The 17,045-nt window shown below is 61.6% G+C and carries 15 protein-coding genes; 7 read left to right on the top strand and 8 right to left on the bottom strand.

Annotated features, from left to right (window positions below; translation table 11 throughout):
- Positions 1-222 precede the first annotated feature (222 nt).
- The 6 genes from FCS99_RS01440 (at position 223) to FCS99_RS01415 (ending at position 5,558) form a co-directional block, all read left to right on the top strand.
- Positions 223-996 carry a septal ring lytic transglycosylase RlpA family protein gene (locus FCS99_RS01440; RefSeq protein ID WP_171036198.1) on the top strand — a complete coding sequence of 258 codons (774 nt, stop codon included), beginning with the start codon at positions 223-225 and terminating at the stop codon, positions 994-996.
- Positions 997-1,095: 99 nt separating this feature from the next.
- Positions 1,096-2,241 (top strand): D-alanyl-D-alanine carboxypeptidase family protein, encoded by a 1,146-nt coding sequence (locus FCS99_RS01435; RefSeq protein ID WP_138509811.1) that lies wholly within the window; start codon positions 1,096-1,098, stop codon positions 2,239-2,241.
- A gap of 7 nt (positions 2,242-2,248) precedes the next feature.
- Positions 2,249-2,881 carry a dTMP kinase gene (gene tmk, locus FCS99_RS01430; protein ID WP_138509809.1) on the top strand — a complete coding sequence of 211 codons (633 nt, stop codon included), beginning with the start codon at positions 2,249-2,251 and terminating at the stop codon, positions 2,879-2,881.
- A complete protein-coding gene (locus tag FCS99_RS01425; protein ID WP_138509807.1) occupies positions 2,878-3,921 on the top strand; it encodes a DNA polymerase III subunit delta' in 1,044 nt (347 codons plus the stop codon). Before tmk ends, FCS99_RS01425 begins: the two co-directional genes overlap by 4 nt.
- Positions 3,922-3,924: 3 nt before the next feature.
- The gene (locus tag FCS99_RS01420; protein ID WP_138509805.1) at positions 3,925-4,710 is read left to right on the top strand and encodes a TatD family hydrolase; all 786 of its coding nucleotides are present in this window, start codon (positions 3,925-3,927) and stop codon (positions 4,708-4,710) included.
- Complete coding sequence (locus FCS99_RS01415; protein WP_138509803.1) at positions 4,707-5,558, top strand: MBL fold metallo-hydrolase; 852 nt, start codon at positions 4,707-4,709, stop codon at positions 5,556-5,558. Before FCS99_RS01420 ends, FCS99_RS01415 begins: the two co-directional genes overlap by 4 nt.
- A 103-nt stretch (positions 5,559-5,661) precedes the next feature.
- On the opposite strand, the gene FCS99_RS01410 is transcribed toward FCS99_RS01415, so the two are convergent.
- The 3 genes from FCS99_RS01410 to FCS99_RS01400 are packed head-to-tail and all read right to left on the bottom strand — an operon-like array spanning position 5,662 to position 8,498.
- A complete protein-coding gene (locus tag FCS99_RS01410) occupies positions 5,662-6,558 on the bottom strand; it encodes a GNAT family protein (protein ID WP_138509801.1) in 897 nt (298 codons plus the stop codon).
- A 17-nt stretch (positions 6,559-6,575) separates the two neighbouring features.
- Positions 6,576-7,271: a class I SAM-dependent methyltransferase gene (locus tag FCS99_RS01405; protein WP_138509799.1), complete on the bottom strand. Its 696-nt coding sequence runs from the start codon at positions 7,269-7,271 to the stop codon at positions 6,576-6,578.
- 51 nt (positions 7,272-7,322) lie between these two features.
- Complete coding sequence (locus FCS99_RS01400; RefSeq protein WP_171036197.1) at positions 7,323-8,498, bottom strand: DegT/DnrJ/EryC1/StrS family aminotransferase; 1,176 nt, start codon at positions 8,496-8,498, stop codon at positions 7,323-7,325.
- Between the two features lie 95 nt (positions 8,499-8,593).
- Here FCS99_RS01400 and FCS99_RS01395 point away from each other — a divergent pair, with 95 nt between their 5' ends.
- Positions 8,594-9,523 carry a hypothetical protein gene (locus FCS99_RS01395; protein WP_138509795.1) on the top strand — a complete coding sequence of 310 codons (930 nt, stop codon included), beginning with the start codon at positions 8,594-8,596 and terminating at the stop codon, positions 9,521-9,523.
- A gap of 70 nt (positions 9,524-9,593) precedes the next feature.
- On the opposite strand, the gene FCS99_RS01390 is transcribed toward FCS99_RS01395, so the two are convergent.
- The 5 genes from FCS99_RS01390 to FCS99_RS01370 form a co-directional block, all read right to left on the bottom strand.
- The gene (locus tag FCS99_RS01390; RefSeq protein WP_138509793.1) at positions 9,594-10,769 is read right to left on the bottom strand and encodes a hypothetical protein; all 1,176 of its coding nucleotides are present in this window, start codon (positions 10,767-10,769) and stop codon (positions 9,594-9,596) included.
- 25 nt (positions 10,770-10,794) lie between these two features.
- Positions 10,795-11,268, bottom strand: a complete 474-nt coding sequence (locus FCS99_RS01385) for a hypothetical protein (RefSeq protein WP_138509791.1) — start codon at positions 11,266-11,268, stop codon at positions 10,795-10,797.
- A 130-nt stretch (positions 11,269-11,398) separates the two neighbouring features.
- Complete coding sequence (locus FCS99_RS01380) at positions 11,399-12,655, bottom strand: tetratricopeptide repeat protein (protein ID WP_138509789.1); 1,257 nt, start codon at positions 12,653-12,655, stop codon at positions 11,399-11,401.
- A complete protein-coding gene (locus FCS99_RS01375) occupies positions 12,648-13,871 on the bottom strand; it encodes an SEL1-like repeat protein (protein ID WP_138509787.1) in 1,224 nt (407 codons plus the stop codon). Before FCS99_RS01375 ends, FCS99_RS01380 begins: the two co-directional genes overlap by 8 nt.
- 3 nt (positions 13,872-13,874) lie before the next feature.
- Positions 13,875-17,015: an FG-GAP-like repeat-containing protein gene (locus FCS99_RS01370; RefSeq protein ID WP_138509785.1), complete on the bottom strand. Its 3,141-nt coding sequence runs from the start codon at positions 17,013-17,015 to the stop codon at positions 13,875-13,877.
- Positions 17,016-17,045: the final 30 nt, after the last annotated feature.

Below are 17,045 nucleotides of genomic sequence, written 5' to 3'. Positions count from 1 at the left end.
CACCTTTCACCAATCCGGGCTAAGGAAAGGGAGTGACAGGTTAGCATATGCGGACATCACGTGACCGGAATTCGATTCATTTCCCTTATCCCGCTCGCCTTGCTGGTGGTTTCTTGTGCGTCCTCACCGGAGCGGCGCTTCACGACACCGACTTCGAATCACGGGGCCGTCGTTTATGAAACGGGGGCAACGCCCGTATCGGCCTCGGCCCCCGGCGCGCGTGTGGATGCGACGGCCCTCATCGCCCGCTCCAGCGCCCACCAGAAGGTTGGCAATCCCTATTCCGTGGCGGGGCGGACTTACTATCCTGTCCGCGAGGACAGTTATGACCGGGTCGGTATCGGGTCCTGGTACGGACCGAATTTCCATGGCCGCGCCACGGCTAACGGCGAAGTCTTCGACCAGAATCTGATGACGGCGGCGCATACGACCCTGCCCATTCCCTCGATCGCGGAAGTGACCAATCTGGAAAACGGCCGCAGCGTGATCGTGCGCATCAATGATCGCGGGCCATTCGTGGACGACCGCATCATCGACCTCAGCCGGGCTGCTGCCACCGAGCTGGACTATATCGGCCGCGGTCTCGCGCGCGTGCGCGTTCGTTATCTGGGTCCGGCCCTGCCGGGTGACGCACCGCCGCCGCGAACCTGGTATCCGGCCTCGGACGCGGAAACGCCGCCTGCCGCACCGGAACCGGTCACTGAAATGGCCGCCCGCACTGCCGAACCCGCCCCGCAAAGCGCGGCTTGGATTCCCACGGCGACAGAGCGCTTCACCCTTCAGATCGGCGCCTTCAGCGATGCCGACAATGCCCAGCGTTTCGCCAGTCGCGTGGAGGAGGCGGGCCAGGTCTGGATTGAACCGGGGCAAGCCGCCGGCAACACAGTGTACCGTGTCTATTTCGGTCGCTGGCCGGATGAGGGCGGTGCCCATGCGGCACGGGCCAGTTTGGCTGATTGGGGTGTTTATGACGCCCGGGTGATCGACCTCCACTGATTTTCGGATACGCGCTGCGCTGGACGCCATGCTCTTGCCGCGCTTCTATGCTCCTCTCATCGAACCTGACCCACTCGATTCCGGCGGAGGAGCCAAACCGTGCGCAAGCTTTTCGGGACACTCGCCCTGATTTCCACCCTGGTGGTGGCACCGGCCCTGGCACAGGACGGCTACCAGACCGATGCCAGTCATGCCGTGATCATGGACTATGAAACCGGCGAGGTCCTGTTCAGCCAAGATGGCGATGTCGCCATGCCGCCGGCCTCCATGTCGAAAATGATGACCGTGCTGATGGTTCTTGAAGCCATTGAGTCCGGGTCGCTTTCCCTCGATGACGAACTTCCGGTGTCTGAGTATGCCTGGCGCACGGGCGGGGCAGCCTCCGGCTCATCCACCATGTTCCTGGAGGTGAACAGCCGGGCCCGCGTCGAGGACCTTCTGCGCGGGGTGATCATCCAGTCCGGCAATGATGCCTGCATCGTGCTGGCCGAGGCCATTGGCGGCAGTGAGAGCGCCTTTGCCGACATGATGACGGACCGGGCTCATGAGTTGGGCCTGACCAGTGCGAGTTTTGCCAATGCCACCGGCTGGCCGGATCCGGGCCAGATGATCAGTGCCCGCGACTTGGCCGAACTCGCCCGCATCCTGATCCGCGATCACCCCGACTTCTACGGCATCTGGGCGGAGCGCGAATTCACCTATAACGGCATCCGCCAGTACAACCGGAACCCGCTGCTCGGCGTTTTTTCGGGCGCCGATGGCCTGAAGACCGGCCACACGGAAGACAGCGGCTATGGCCTGGTCGGGTCCGCCGAACGGGATGGTGAGCGCCGGATCATCGTTTTCAATGGCATGGACTCCAATGCGGACCGGGCCAATGAAGCCGAACGCATGATGCGCGCCGCCCTCAGCGATTACAGCGTTTATGACCTCTTCGACGCCGGTGACCACGTGGACCACAACGCCCCGGTCTTCATGGGCGAAGCGGACAGTGTGGCACTGCAGGTTGATGCAGATGTGTCCGCCGGCCTGCATCGTCGGGCCCGGCGCGACTTGGTGGTCAGCGTCAATTATGATGGTCCGCTCGTCGCCCCGATCTCGGCGGGCGATGTGGTGGGAACACTGCGCGTCGAGGCCCCTGGCTATGAAACGCAGGAATACCCGCTGGTCGCGGCCGAGGATGTGGCTCGCAAGGGGCTCATGGGCCGGATCGGCGCCGCACTCGCCCACATGATCCGGGGCTGAGCTCACCATGCGCGGACGATTTCTGACTCTTGAAGGCGGCGAGGGCGCCGGCAAGACCACCCTGATCAAGACCCTGAAGGACTGGCTGTCCGGGCAGGGGATTGATGTGGTGGTGACGCGGGAACCGGGCGGCACGCCAGGTGCCGAGGTCCTGCGCGACATCCTCCTCAACGGATCCACCGACCGCTGGTCGCCCGTAACCGAGGCGCTGCTGATGTACGCGGCGCGTGTCGATCATGTGGAGCGCCTGATCGAACCGGCGCTGGCGCGCGGCGCCTGGGTGATCTCAGACCGGTTTTCCGATTCCACACGCGCCTATCAGGGCGTGGCCGGCGGCGTGTCGGCGGACCGTATCCAGAAGATCCACGCGGCGGCCCTGGGCGGCTTCTATCCCGACCTGACCCTGATCCTCGACCTCGACCCCAAGGTCGGGCTCGCCCGCACCGTTGCGCGCGGCGAGGATGCCACACGGTTTGAACGCTTCGACACGAGCTTCCATGACCGGCTGCGCCAGGCCTTTCTCGACATAGCGGCAGAAGACCCTGACCGTTGTCAGGTCCTCGATGCGTTGGACGCTCCGGACCTGGTGGCAGAAAAGGCGATTGCGGCCATTGAAACCCGGCTGGGCGCGCCCGCATGAGTCAGGATCCGGACATCGGTTCGGATGTTCAGCCCGGCTGTTTGCCGCCGCGGGAACGCTATGACCTGTTCGGCCATGAAAACGCCGAAGCCAGTTTTGCGCGAGCCTGGCAGAGTGGCCGCCTCCATCACGCCTGGATGATCACCGGGCCGCGCGGGGTCGGCAAGGCCAGTCTCGCCTGGCGGGCGGCCCGCCGGATCCTCGGCGCCGCTCCGATGGAGGATCATGGCCCGCTGGGCAGTTCCCCCCAGGACCCGGTCTGCAAACTGCTGGAGGCCCAGTCGAATCCGGATCTCCTGCTGCTGCGGCCGCCCTGGGACGACAAGCGCAAGCGCTGGCGGGCCGAAATCACCGTTGAGGAAGCCCGCAAAGCTCCGCATTTCTTCGAGAAAAGCTCCGGCGCCAAGGGTGGCTGGCGGGTCTGTATCGTCGACAGTGCCGACGACATGAACACGAATGCCGCCAATGCCATTCTCAAGACGCTGGAAGAACCGCCACAGCGCGGTGTCTTGTTCCTGGTGACCCATACGCCCGGGCGCTTGCCCGCGACCATACGGTCGCGTTGCCGCCGGCTGGATTTGCGGGCCCCTTCGATCGAGCAGACGGCTGACTGGCTGTCGCGCACCCAGAGCGTCGACGCCGCTGATGCCAAGGCCGCATCCCGTCTGGCTCATGGAGCGCCCGGTCGCGCCCTGGCCCTGAACACGTCCGGCGGGGTTGGCCTGGCCCGTGATGTCACGGCGGCGCTCAACAAGGGAAGCGCCCTCGCGGAACCGGAAATGCGCAGCCTGGCCGACCGGATTAGCGGGAAGGGTGGAGAGGCCCTGCGTGGCCTCTTCTATGAAGCGCTGGCCCAGGGGTTGCGCGATCAGGCCAAGCAGCGCGCAGCCCAAGGCGAGGATGTCACGACCTGGCTCAAGGCCTGGCGTGACCTGGCTGCGCTTGTACGCGATGCCGACGCGCTCTATCTCGACCCGAAGCAGACGGCCCTGTCAGCTCTGGGACTGGCCCGGGGCGCCGCCCGCAAGGAAACCGCCTGACCCATGTTTGTCGACAGTCATGTCAATTTGCACGGCGAGCAGTTCGCCGAGGATCTGGACGCCGTCATCCAGCGCGCCCGGGATGCCGGCGTGAAGCGGATGATCACGATCTGCTGCCAGCTGACGGATTTTCCTGCCGTTTCAGCGATCGCCGAAGCGCATGACGACATCTACTGCACGATCGGGGCGCACCCGCATCATGCCAAGGACAGGCCGGATATTCCGGTCGAGGAATTGGTGGAAATCGCCCAGCATCCCAAAGTCGTCGGCATTGGCGAGACCGGACTCGACTTCCACTACGGATATTCCCCGCGCGAAGACCAGTTTCAGAGCCTGAAAACCCATATCGAGGCGGCGCGGCGTACCGATTTGCCGCTGATCCTGCATACACGGGACGCGGATACAGAGATGGCGGATCTGCTGGAAGAGGAAATGGGGAAGGGGGCCTTCCGCCCGCTTCTGCACTGCTATACGGGCGGGACCGAACTGGCGCGCCGCGGCGCCAAGCTCGGAGCCTATTTTGCTGCGTCTGGCATCATCACTTTCAAAAAAGCCAATGAAGTTCGGGACGTGTTTGAAAACGAAGTCCCGGACGACAAGGTAATCGTCGAAACGGACTGCCCGTACCTCGCGCCGGTCCCGCACCGTGGTCGCCGCTGCGAGCCGGCCTTCCTGCCGGATGTCGCCCAGGGCCTTGCGAGCGTGAAGAACTGGACCCTGGAGGAGTGCGCCCAGCGCACCACGGACAATTTCTTCAAGCTCTTTGATCGCGTGTCCCGTCCGGCATGAGTCGGATCATCCGCATAACCCTGTTGGGAACCGGCTCTTCGGGTGGTGTCCCGCGGGCTAATGGCGATTGGGGCGATTGCGATCCCTCCAATGCGAAGAACCGCCGTCGGCGCTGTTCCATCCTGATTGAAGCGGCCGCATCCCGGGAAGCGCTGAATGACGGCCAGGCCGTGACGCGGATCGTCATCGATACATCCCCGGATTTCCGTGAACAGATGCTCTCAGCGGGCGTTCCGCGACTGGATGGCGTCCTGTTCACGCACGATCATGCCGATCAGACCCATGGTATTGATGACCTTCGAGCCTTTGCCTACCTGCAGCGCGAACGCATCCCGGTCTGGCTGGACGCCGCCACCGAGCGGACGCTGTCACAACGCTTCGGATACACGTTCGAGTCGCCGCCGGGCTCGGGCTATCCGCCCATCCTCGATAAACGGCCCATGCCGGCCAGCGGTGAGCGGCTTCGCTTGACCGGGCCTGGCGGTGCGTTCGACATCATTCCCATTGCGCAACGCCACGGCCGCATCAATTCCCTCGGCTTCCGGATCGGTGATCTGGCTTACTCGCCGGACATCAATGAGTTGCCCGAGACATCTCGGCCGCTGCTGCAAGGCGTGAAGTGCTGGATCGTGGACGCGCTGCGCGAAGAACCGCATCCGACCCATTTCTGTTTGCCGGAAACCCTGGCCGAGATTGACCGGAACGATGTCGCCCTGGGTGTTCTGACGAATATGCACATCACCTTGGACCATGAGCGCGTGTCGCAATCTCTGCCGGACCATGTCCGAGCTGGCTTTGATGGCATGCAGATCGAGCAATGTGAGGGACGCATCCGTCTTTCATCCTGATGCCGCACGTTCCGGTCCGTGCATAATTTCTCATAATATTCATTATGCGCAATCTTGATATCGAACGACCAAGGCTGCATCAGGATCCTGTCAGCCAGCCCCTTCAAACCCGATAAGGCGGAAAATAGCCGGCCTCATCGGACCGGACCCCGGCTTGTGTATTGAGTGCCTGGTAGAGCTTTTGATCTCCGACGACTCCGCACAGTCGCACCATCTTCGAACTATTGGTGAAACCCGATTTGAAGCGACGCAGCCCGTCGCCCGCTTCGCCATCCGGCACACCGCCGAAGCTGACGAAACGGTACGCGTCAAAGATGTCCAGGGCCGTGGCATTCACACCAAAGGCTGCGCCGGTCCTGTAACCTTCCGCAGATGACGCTGCGAGATGGCTGTAAACGCGGTCGCTCGCGCAAACCCAAATATGCCCTGATACGAGCTCCCCATCCCGAAACGCACCCAGTGTCCGAACGCCTTTGATCTTGGCCAGCCCGCGAAAATAGTCCGGGTCGAAGGCATGTGTGCCGCCCAGAGAATGCCGCGCTATGAGATTCTCATAGAGCCGACTCCACGGATCCAGATGGTCCAGCAGGTCAATTTCGCGAACCTCGCACAGTTTGAGCGCGCGCTTGATGTTGCGTTGATGAAGACCGGGATAGTCCACCGGGCCCATCTCGCGATCGACGATAAAGTGCGTTTTGTAAGCGATGTTCAGGTCGAGCTCATCCGCTGTTTCAGGCAAGTCTTCGAACGGGTCCTGGACCCAGGTCAGCGTTACCAGTCCAAGATCGCGCAATTCCTTGCGGAGCTCCGAAATCCGAAACGCGCCTTGAGGACTGGCCAGCGGATAGGCCCCCGCCGCATCGCACGCCTCCCCCACCGGGGTTGGGCGTACGCAGACCGTCATTCGGGCGGTTTCAAGCGCGGCCACCCTGAGCCCGCGGGCCGCAAGTTCGACGTACTTCTTTGTACAATATGGGTTTTTTTCGACACCTTCGGTCATTCCGGGCCTGTTTTCCCTTACCGTTGCATGATGGCATGAAACCGATAGCGGGCAGCGTGATGACCGGGCGGAACCTCGGCAAACGTGCACGTCAGGCCAGCCTCCTCGGCGCACTGTTTGACCGTGTCGCGTTTCCACCATTCACCGATCGGATCAGTCCCCTCCTCGATCCGGCGTTGCCGTTCGGCGCGGCGCTCGGGCGTGTCGTAGAATTGATGTGCAAGATCCGCGTCGGGAATGAAGCCGAACAGGAAAACCGTTCCAGTCTCAGTGACCGGCCATAACGACTGCAACAGCCCCCTCAGGTCATTCCTACCGAAGTGCTGAAGCGCGGCGTACATGAGCACTTTGCTGAATTTTGGCTCGGCCGGGAGTGGCAGCGTGTCGATATGACGGGCATCGCACGCATAATAGGTCAGATTGGGCGCCGCGTGATCTGTTTGGGCGATGTTGATCAGGTCTTCGGACAAGTCGGCACCGACTGCCGTCTGGCACCGCTTCGCCAGCTTCTGCGTGAACACTCCATTGCCGCAACACAGGTCCAGGAGTGTATCGCCCGGTGCAAGGGTCAGCAGGTCGGTGATCTGATTGAAAAGCTCAATGAACTGTTCGTTCGAAATCGGCCGGCCCTGTTCCGTGTGTCCGACTTGGGACAGGTAGTCCCCGCCCCCGCTTTTCCGGATTCGGTCCCGATACTGCGTGTTCCAATCCATTGCAGACCAATACTCCAAACGGGGGTTAACTAACTGGGCACGTGGCGCGCTTTATGGCGCATTGTGTGACTGCATGCGCTCCAGCAACTCACACAGGCGCGAGACATCCGGAACCGTCAGGCTGGCACCACCGGGAAAGACCACAATCCGGCTGCTGACCTGGTCGGTCGCCGGCAAGCGGTGCTCGTGTCCCTCGCCCGTCTTGTAGGGGGCCAATTGATGCGTGCCGGGATAGAAATACCGCCTGACCAGAACATTCTGTTCGTGCAGACGGGCGACCAGCTCATCGCGTGTCATGCCGAACTTGGCCTCATCGACCAGAACCGGAATGTAGTAGTGGTTGGTCTCGGCCTTGGCTCTGGGCCCGACCAGCTCCAGTCCCTTGATGGACCGCAACCCGTCATCATAGGCGTCATAGACATTTTTGGTCTGCGCCAGAATTTCGTCGATCGTTTCAAGATTGGCCAAGCCCATGGCGGCATGCACTTCGGACATTTTGGCATTGGTGCCGATGCAATCGACCTGGTCGTATTCGGTGAATCCGAAATTCCTGAACTTCCTCAACCGGTCCGCCAAGGAATCGTCCGGCGTTGTGACGGCCCCGCCCTCGAAGGTGTGGAAGAGTTTTGTCGCGTGAAAGCTGAATACTTCGGCGCGACCAAAACGTCCCAGCATTTGCCCACCGGAACGGGCGCCAAATGCGTGTGCGGCATCAAAGATCAATGGAATGCCGGCCTTGTCACAAAGGGCTTGCAGGTCCTGGATTTGGGCTGGCCGCCCCCAGATATGGGTGGCGATAATCGCCGACGTCCGATCGGTGATCAACGCACGGCAATGCTCGACTGACAGATCATGTCCGTTCGGGCAGATATCGGCGAAAACCGGCATCACTTTCCGCAGGGTCAGCAAGTGCGCCGTCGAGACAAAGGTGAAGGCTGGCAGGATGACCTCACCGCCCAGCTCCAGCGCATCAATCAACAACCCCATGGCTGCCGTGCCATTACTGGCCAGCACGCAATGCTTCACGCCAAGATAGTCGGCGAGCGCCTGCTCCAATTCCTGGACCATCGGTCCATCATTGGTGAACCAGTGCGCGTCCCATATCTTGTCGAACCGGGACAGGAAGCCCGGCTTGTTGACCGCGACAGGCCGGTTGACATAGAGAGGCTCATCAAACGCTGGCGCGACTTGCGACTTTTCAGCTTCATCCTTGTTTGAATCATGCATGGACATGCACCGCTTTTTCGCCACCAGTCAGCACGCTGGTTGAATATTCAATTTTTGATCAGATTCAGCCAAGTATCTGAGCAGACGAGACCAAAATGAAGCTCGAATTTCTTACCTGCGGCAGTCTCAACGAGTCTTTTCTGTCACAGATCGCGTTCTTTAGAAAATGCCTCGACTTTCTGGGAGGCGATTACGAGCGCGCGCGCTTGGTCGCCTCGTTCGGAGATCATGATCGGAATGAGCTTCCGAGTGAATGGGCCCCCTATTTCGACCGGATTGATGTCAATTTCGCCCATGAGCCCGGCGCGGTGAATCCGTATCACGAGGCCCAGCATGAGCGCCGGTTCGAGCTGCTTGATGACAGCGCCGATGTCAGCGTGCTCATCGATGCCGATGTGGCCCTGCTCGCTCCGATGGATGCACTGTGCGAACAGATCATCGGCTCACAGGCACTGGCCGGCGTGGTCGCGCATTTCCACTTTCCCTGGCCCGATGGCACTGGTGATCCGGTAAGCGACTGGGAAGACCTCTATCAAAGACTGATCGGAAAACCCTTCTCCCCGGAATACCGTTACACACTCAAACCATTGGATACGCCCGCCCAGGCGCCCTTTTACATCAATTACGGGGTCTTCGCCGGTCCGCCGCGCGTACTTCGCCAGTTCGATGCGCGAGAACGCGAATTGCGGGATCGGGTCAGGGCTGAAGTGGGGGACGTCTGGTGCTACCAGGTCGATCTGGCCTTGACGTGTGCCGACCTGAATCTACCCACGCTGTCTTTGCCCATGCGCTACAATTATCCGAACGACCCGGTCGCGGATCGGCTCTATCCTGACGAGCTCAAGCGGGTGGTATTCATGCATTATCTGAGAACGAAGCTGTTCTCCCGCAGCGAAATATTCGCCACTCCGAGCGCATTTGACGCGTTTCTCGATCTGGAACTTGAGGGCTCGAACAAGCTGTTTCAGTCGCACGTCCAAGCGGTCACGAATGGCCGGTATCCCTTCCCGCGCGCCTCGCTTTAGAGCGGAGCCAGCTTCCGAAGTAGGAAAGCCGGGCCCGGATCGAGGCGCGCGGAAGGATAGTTGTCCGGACTTATTCGCTTTCAGCCTGAGCCGAAATCGCCGCTTCAAGGTCGGCCACCCGGGCGTTCAGCTGTGCGATATAGATATGGGCGTGTTCGAGCTCATTGAGCATGCCACCCATTTTCTGGGACACATTGAAGGGACCGTCTTCGGCCGTCGGGCCGACACCCGGCAGGTAGCCATTGCTCCACATGGCGGCCTCGTGCTCGTCGATGGACGCCAGCTCATACTCGTCGGAGAAGACCCGGTCACAACCGATCGAGCAGGACCCGGCGGTGGTCAGTTCACCCCGGATGGTCAGATCGCCGTTGTCGGAAAGCAGGAATTCAGCGCCCGTCGTGTCATCCGTGTCGATGATGAAGCGGGCATTCGCGCCATCTTCGTGAACCAGATACCACTTCCGGGACGTGGTCGAGTTCTCCATCGTGATCCAGGATCCGCCCGTATTGCTCAGGTTCATCATTTCCCGATAGCCCGCCGCGCCGGCTTCCTGAACCAACAAGGTCGTATCGCCATCGGTTCCGCGCACATGAAGTGCCTCTGACGGAGCGTCCGTCCCGATCCCGACATTATTGTTGGCCGCGATGAACAGCGAGTCCGTATCAGCGCCCGGCTTTATCCGGAACGGCAGCTGAGAGCCGTTGGTCACGTCGCGAATGAAGAAGTTGGCTTCGTTCGAGACCAGGTCGAAGGTCTGGGCGGTAAAGCCCGAAGACCCGTCCTGTTCGAGGCGCAAGGTCGGGCTGTCGCCGTCGCGGACATGAAGTTCGACGACCGGATTGGAGAGACCAATGCCGACATCCCCCTGGGCGTCGACGCGCAGGGCATTGTTCGGTGCCCCGGCATCCACACGGAAGACCGTGTTACCGGACGTCGCATCATCGATCGCGAAATAGCTGTCATCGCCATTATTCCGGCCGTTGGCGGTCAGGCGCCAATCATTCGCCGGGAAGCTGGCCGAGTTACTGGTATCATTGAAATAGATACGCAGATTATTCTCTTTCAGAATGATCGTGTCAGCGCCGAAACTTTCGCCATTCACACAATCCACCCCGACACAGAGGCTGCCTTGCACAATCACATCGGTCACGAAGACCTGGTCGGCGTTCAATGATGCTGGCGCTGCGACCATCGCCGATACTGCCAGCGCACCTGTCATCGCTGTGCGGGAAAGAAACTTCTTCATTGTGGCCCCCTTAGTCAGCCCCGATCTAGCCTTCTTGCTCGGCTTGGTCGAATTCCATGATGCGACCGTTCACGACCCGGAACGCACCGCTATATGTGTAACCCAGATAGGCCGTGGTCCCTGCACTCGGGTCACGGCCATTGTATGCCGCCTGCTGCGGCGAGGCATCGCGGCGCCTTTCGGGCGTCGCGGCAGTCATTTCGAAATTGTAGATACCGTCCAAGACGTCACCATGATCAGCCAAGCGGAAACTCGGCGGCACGCGCGCGGACGTCACTGAGCCATGATAGCCATCAGGGCCAGTGACACTCAGCGTGAAATTGGACAGGGCCGGGTCCGCATCGAAGCGAAGCCGGCTACCGGCCGCCTGTTCCTGGATCCGGTATTCCCGCTCTGTTCGCTCAGACTGAGCGTGAGCCGGTGCAGCGGCAACGCCCAGTGCCAAGCCCAGAATGGCCAGACCCGCGACACGCGAAGCAATGCTACTTGTGGCTTTCATTCCGAATCCTGTTGCACTTTGCAGCGAAGATAACGCCGTCTTCCGGGAATTGCACTCGAAATGTGAAGAATTTCCTTGGAAAACGAATGCCTTCAAGGCCGAACAGTATTTGAGGCCGCGCACGCCCGCCTCACTCGGTCGTCAAATAGGCCTGAACGCGCGCTTGCGATTCCGCAACTACAACGGGCGGAAGCTGCAGGGCGAGTTCGTCCCGGATACCCGGCGCAAGCGGCGAGCCGGCATGGGCGGCTAGGCTCAGCCAGACATAGGCTTCTGCGAAATCCTGCGGGACTCCCAAGCCATTGGCGTGAATCAGGCCCAACAGGAGCCGCGCACTCGAGAGCCCCTGCCCGGCCAGGGTTTCCAGCTTAGCGATGCCTGACGGAATGTCCTGTCGAACGCCATACCCATGCAATTCCCGCCAGGCCATACGGTAGAGGGACACCGGGTCCCCATTATTCGCCGCGATGCGCTCAGACGGTTGCGGCGCGCGGGTCCAGTCATCCGGCACGATCCGCTGGTCGAAGGGAATACCGATTTCCTGAAGCCGGGACTGGAGCGACAAGCCGCCGACCCGGCGGCCCTCCGCCAGCAACTCGCGGGAGCGGGCTTCATCCACAGCAACACCGAAACCGTTTTCATACATGACAGACAGATTGTTCAGACCTGCTTGCAGCCCCTGATCAGCCGCCGACTGGAAGAGAACGAAGGCCCGGTCATAATCCCGCTCAACGTCCTCCCCCCGGACGAACATGAGGCCCAGATTGTTCTGCGCCCGGGGGTCCCCCTCCGCGGCCGCCTGTTCAAACAGGGCCATCGCCATTGCAGGGTCACGGTCCACGCCACTGCCTTCCAAGTAGAGCACACCCAGACTGGTCACGGCCGGAACATAACCCTGCTCCGCCGCACGCTCGTACCAGGTCACGGCCTGCGCCGGATCCCCCTCACCTCCGAGACCGGTTTCCAGCGCGACGGCAAAGTCGGATTGATAGCGGGGTTCCCCGGATTGAGCGGCCTGCGCGAACAGAAGCATGGCCCGTTCCCGATCCTGCTCCACTCCCAGTCCCTCGGCATGGGCCCGGGCCAGGGCATTCAAGGCCATCGGATTACCGGTGGAAGCCGCCGCTCGGTTGAGTCTTGCCGCCTGCGTAAAGTCCTGCGGCACGCCCCAGCCCCGTTCATACAAGCGCGCCAGCAAGGCCTGAGCCAGGGCATTGTTGTTTCTCGCCGGTTCGATCAGAAGGTCGCGCGCCTCGCTGTAGCGCTCTGCCTCGATCAGGGTTTCAGCCCGTTCCGCAACGGCGTCATTGCGGTTTTGCGCCTGCGCGAGCGGTGCGGTCAGGATCAGCAGGACCAGGACCGGCCAAACGTGCCAGACTTTAGTCATTTTGCGCCTGCTCCTCGCGCCAGCGGGTTGCCCGGGATTGCGCCTCGGCCAACTCTTCCGGGCTGAGGAATTGCGCGATCACATTCCGTTCGGCCGCTGCGCCTTCCTGACCGGCGGCCGCGGCGAGATTCGCCCAGACATGAGCCTGGACATAATCCTGCTCGACGCCTTGTCCCGCCGCATACCGGCCCGCCATTTCCAATTGGGCGAACGGAACGCCCGCCTCGGCCGCCTGCTGGTAATAGTCCAGCGCCCGCGCAGCATTCTGCGGTACGACTTCGCCTTCATCATAGAATCGGCCCAGAGCAGCCAGAGCCTGAGCCTGTCCCGACCGGGCCTCGGTTTCCAGCCAGGTCAAGGCCTGGGGATTGCCGGCGACGGCGCTGGCCGACACCCAGCTGGCCGCCTCGGCAGCGTCACGGGCGGACACATCGCCTGAAATGACGAGATTGCCGAGCAGCGCGCCGGCCCCCGGAGCTCCGGCATCATAGGCATTGAGATACCAACGGATGGCCTCGTTCAGATCGGCCTCGGTCCCCTGCCCGGTCTGGTACATCATGCCCAGAACCGGTTGTGCCCGGACCAGACCGGCATCGGCAGCCTGATGGTACCAGGCAAAGGCCTGCGCAGGGTCGCGCGCAACTCCCAGCCCTTGCATGTAGGCATATCCCAGATTGGTCTGCGCCCGTGGATCCCCCGCCTCGGCAGCCTCTTCCAGCAGCGCAATACCCCGACGTGTATCGCGCTCAACGGCGGTGCCGGTGAGATAGTAGGAGCCCAGTACGGCCTGGGCATCGGTACTGCCGCGCTGCGCCGCCCGGTCGAACCATTCCACGCCGTCTTCCAGCGTCTCCGCCTCGCCCGCCTTTTCCAGATAGATTTCAATCAGTGGCTCAATGGCGTCTTCGTGGGCGTTGCCCGCGGCCATCTCCAGCCAAGCCAGCGCCTCATCGCGGTCGACGGCCACGCCGAACCCTTGCCGGTACATCATGCCAAGCCGGAATTGAGCCAGCGGATTGCCCGCCTCGGCCGGCTCTTCCAACAGGCCCGCGACGCGTCCGTACTCGCCCCGCGCATAGGCGGCTTCCGCCTCCTGCATTTGCGCGGCGACCTGATCGGAACTGGGTGCGCCAGACGTCCGGAAAACCGCAACACCACCGATGACCAGAACAATCAGGCCGATCCCGGCTGCAGCTCCGAGAAGTTCTCGTTTCAACGCTTATTCCCCTGTTTCAATATCTGCATGCCCGGCATCGCGCGAGGATCGAACCACGTGGTAGGTCGCACCGGCCGTCAGGTCTTCTGTAATGACGGATTCACCGCCATCAGCCCAACGGATGGTCAAGCTGGCGGCACCGGTCGCCTCGCCCAGCCCGAAATGGGCAATCGGCGCGTCAAACGACATGAAACCACCGCCGATCTGCAATTCCCGGACTTGCAGAGTGTCACCCTGTCGAAGCTCGATCCGGGCCCCGATGCCATCGCGGTTGCCAACATGATCTTCCAGACTCACCGAGAGTGCGTTCTGGCCGGATTGATTGTTGATGAAGGCCATGGCCGGTCCGTTCACCGGAACCGTGAAAACATCGAGATCGCCATCATGATCAATGTCCACGATCGTGGATGCGGCCGTGATCAGATAATCATCCAGGCCCCATTGCGCAGTTTCTTCCTCGAAATCGCCGCCGCCCTGATTGCGCAGGAAGATATTGGACGGCGTGACTTCATTGGGAACCCAGGTGCCATTGACGATATAGATATCCTGCCAGCCATCATTGTCGAAATCGCCGGTCGAGACGTCCCAGCTCCAGCCGCCGACTTCCAGGCCATGCGCTCCGGCGGTTTCCTGGAAACGACCGCCTCCGAGTGGTTCCAACAGGACATTGCGCGCCAGGACCTGCGGAATGGCGGCATCCTGCTCGTCCCGGGTCATCGGGCGGCTCGGCATGAAGTGGATGTCGCAATAGGCCCGGGCCCGCTCCTGACCAACCGGGATAAGCTCGCAAAGGGCCGGATTGTGGTTCTGGATCGCCAGATCCTTCAGCAACATGCCCCGGCATTCAGAGCGATAGGGTTCATCCAGTGACGCGCACCGGCTGGCATTGGACGGGTCCAGACTGTTGCCAGACCGGTACCAGCGCTTGATATCCATGTTGATCTGGCAGGTTTCGCGCGCCGCATCCTGCTGGATGCCGTCGCAATACTGCTCGATGGGCTGCATGTGCAGCCGGCTGGAAATGCCGGATGCGCGACCGGCGATCTGGGCGGCATAGATGGAATACTCACCGGAATTGGTCAGGTCGGCCGTCGTTAGCGACATGGTCGTGGTCGTGGTCTCCGGGATCAGACCGGATTGCCGGGTGATGGCCTCAAAACCGCCCTGCCCGTCACCGATGTAGAAATAATCCGGCACCTCGAAATCATTCCCGACCAGAAGATCGACAGCTCCGTCCGTGTTGAAGTCACTGAACAGGATGGACAGTGTCTCACCCGGAATGCCGGTCAGGTCGATGAAACTGTCCCCCGTCAAACCGGATTCCGTGTTGAACACGATGCGGTTCCGGGACTCCTCGCCCGGCACGCGTCGATACCAGCCCGCTGCCCAGTTCCCGAGAGCGAGATCCAGATCGCCATCCCGGTCGACATCGCCGAAACTGGCCGACAGGGCGAGAATGGCATCCTCGCGGTTACTCACGCGCTGCAAGCCAGCGGGATCGAAACGGCCGCCGCGATTGGGCAGGATGTAGAGGCCCTGACGATAGGTGGTCAGGAAGAGATCCCGCCAGCCATCATTGTCGATATCCACGAGGGCCGCATTGAACACCGGCAAGTCGGCGACAGGACCGAGGTCCAGGGCCACTTCCGAGAACCGGCCGTTACCGTCATTGGCGTAAACGTACAGGCCCCGCTCGGAGGACGCATAGATCAGGTCCAGATCCCCATCCCCATCGATGTCGCCCGACGAAATGCTCCGGCCTTCCCAGAAGGGCGGCCACATGTCGTCGAAGGAAAACTCGATCGGGTGCGTGATACCCAGCTCGACCGCCTCGACCCGCGTGAACGCGCTTTCACCCAACCCGAGTGACGCTTGGTAGGGAATCCGTTCGACTGACAGGCCGGGACCGTCCTCCGCCATCCTGCCCGGGGCCTGCGGCTGGCCGCCCTGGCTATCCGGCAGGATGTCGGCACGGCTTTCAGCGGTTTCGGCCAGGGCCACATCCTCCGTCAGGATGCGCAGAGCCCGTTCGGTCTGGAAGCGATGCCAGCCATCGGCCATCAAACCCGCGGTGAAGCCGAGGACCATGACCGTTCCGCCCAGCAGGAAACCGGCGCGCCACCCGATCGAGGTCGACACCACGAAGAAGGAATAGATCGAGAAACTGCCCAGGCAGAAGACGAGGGTCATGATCATGCCATGGCTCGCCCCGCCATTGAGCAAGGCGCCAGACAGGACGACATCAAACCCGATCGGGACTGGAAAGAAGGTGCCGACGATCGCCGCAATGGCGGCCTGGACCGGTCCGAAATCCCAGGATGCAATGGCACCGGCCGGCAGGAAGCTGGCCGCCAGCGCGCCCAGGAAACCGGCGAGCAGCATCAGGGGCAGTGTGGTACGGACGATAAACCAGAGATTCCGGCCGAAATCACGCAGGAATTCTACAAAGGATTGCGGCAAGCCGGCATCCGCCACCTCTTCGTCGCCATCGGCCGCCAGCATGGGCGGGATCGGCGTGAGACTGGTCTTCTTCACCGAATGAAGCAACTTCTCCTGCGGGATGAAACGGCAGATCAGCGGTACCGCGATCAGGATCACGAGCAGACTCAGCGCGACCTTGGTCACGGCGATGTAGAAGGGCAATAGGGAGAAGGCCATCGTCATCACGACGATATTCAAGGTGGGAGATGCCACCATGGCCGAGAGCGTCGTCTCGGCTCTGGATCCACCCTGATAGAGGCCCTTCGCGATCGGGGCCGCACAATTCACGCAAACGCCCAAGGGCGCGCCCAGGAACATGCCATAGAGCGAATTGGCGAAAGGTCCCGCAAAGTGCCGTCGCCTCAGATACCCCAGCAAGGTCAGGAAGGCAGCGCCGAACAGGACCCCGAACGTCATCCCTTTCTTGTTCGTATCAATCCAGTTCACCGTGGACACCGAGACACGCTCGACAGGCCCCATGTCCGGCGAGAGGGGAATCAGGGCTTCGAAGCTCAGCGGGTCTTCCAGCTGGATTGCGCCACCCATCATCGCTTTTTCATCCAGGGAGGGGTAGCGCGACTGGGTCCAGAAGAAAGTCGCCAGCACGGCGACAAGAATGGCCGAAAACAGGAGACGTCTCGACGTTCCCCGTTTGATGATCATATCGGCTTGCAAAACTCTCTCCCCCATTCC

Source organism: Maricaulis alexandrii (assembly GCF_005871165.1).
Taxonomy (GTDB): domain Bacteria; phylum Pseudomonadota; class Alphaproteobacteria; order Caulobacterales; family Maricaulaceae; genus Maricaulis; species Maricaulis alexandrii.
The sequence above is the reverse complement of the archived record's forward strand: the minus strand, read 5'-3'. Positions and strand labels throughout refer to the sequence as shown.

What these genes read in the sequence shown, in the direction of transcription:
- tmk (WP_138509809.1), top strand. Translation starts at nt 2,249, where the DNA reads ATGCGCGGACGATTTCTGACTCTTGAAGGCGGCGAGGGCGCCGGCAAG.
- FCS99_RS01425 (WP_138509807.1), top strand. Translation starts at nt 2,878, where the DNA reads ATGAGTCAGGATCCGGACATCGGTTCGGATGTTCAGCCCGGCTGTTTG.
- FCS99_RS01420 (WP_138509805.1), top strand. Translation starts at nt 3,925, where the DNA reads ATGTTTGTCGACAGTCATGTCAATTTGCACGGCGAGCAGTTCGCCGAG.
- FCS99_RS01415 (WP_138509803.1), top strand. Translation starts at nt 4,707, where the DNA reads ATGAGTCGGATCATCCGCATAACCCTGTTGGGAACCGGCTCTTCGGGT.
- FCS99_RS01410 (WP_138509801.1), bottom strand. Translation starts at nt 6,558, where the DNA reads ATGACCGAAGGTGTCGAAAAAAACCCATATTGTACAAAGAAGTACGTC.
- FCS99_RS01405 (WP_138509799.1), bottom strand. Translation starts at nt 7,271, where the DNA reads ATGGATTGGAACACGCAGTATCGGGACCGAATCCGGAAAAGCGGGGGC.
- FCS99_RS01400 (WP_171036197.1), bottom strand. Translation starts at nt 8,498, where the DNA reads ATGCATGATTCAAACAAGGATGAAGCTGAAAAGTCGCAAGTCGCGCCA.
- FCS99_RS01395 (WP_138509795.1), top strand. Translation starts at nt 8,594, where the DNA reads ATGAAGCTCGAATTTCTTACCTGCGGCAGTCTCAACGAGTCTTTTCTG.
- FCS99_RS01390 (WP_138509793.1), bottom strand. Translation starts at nt 10,769, where the DNA reads ATGAAGAAGTTTCTTTCCCGCACAGCGATGACAGGTGCGCTGGCAGTA.
- FCS99_RS01385 (WP_138509791.1), bottom strand. Translation starts at nt 11,268, where the DNA reads ATGAAAGCCACAAGTAGCATTGCTTCGCGTGTCGCGGGTCTGGCCATT.
- FCS99_RS01380 (WP_138509789.1), bottom strand. Translation starts at nt 12,655, where the DNA reads ATGACTAAAGTCTGGCACGTTTGGCCGGTCCTGGTCCTGCTGATCCTG.
- FCS99_RS01370 (WP_138509785.1), bottom strand. Translation starts at nt 17,015, where the DNA reads ATGATCATCAAACGGGGAACGTCGAGACGTCTCCTGTTTTCGGCCATT.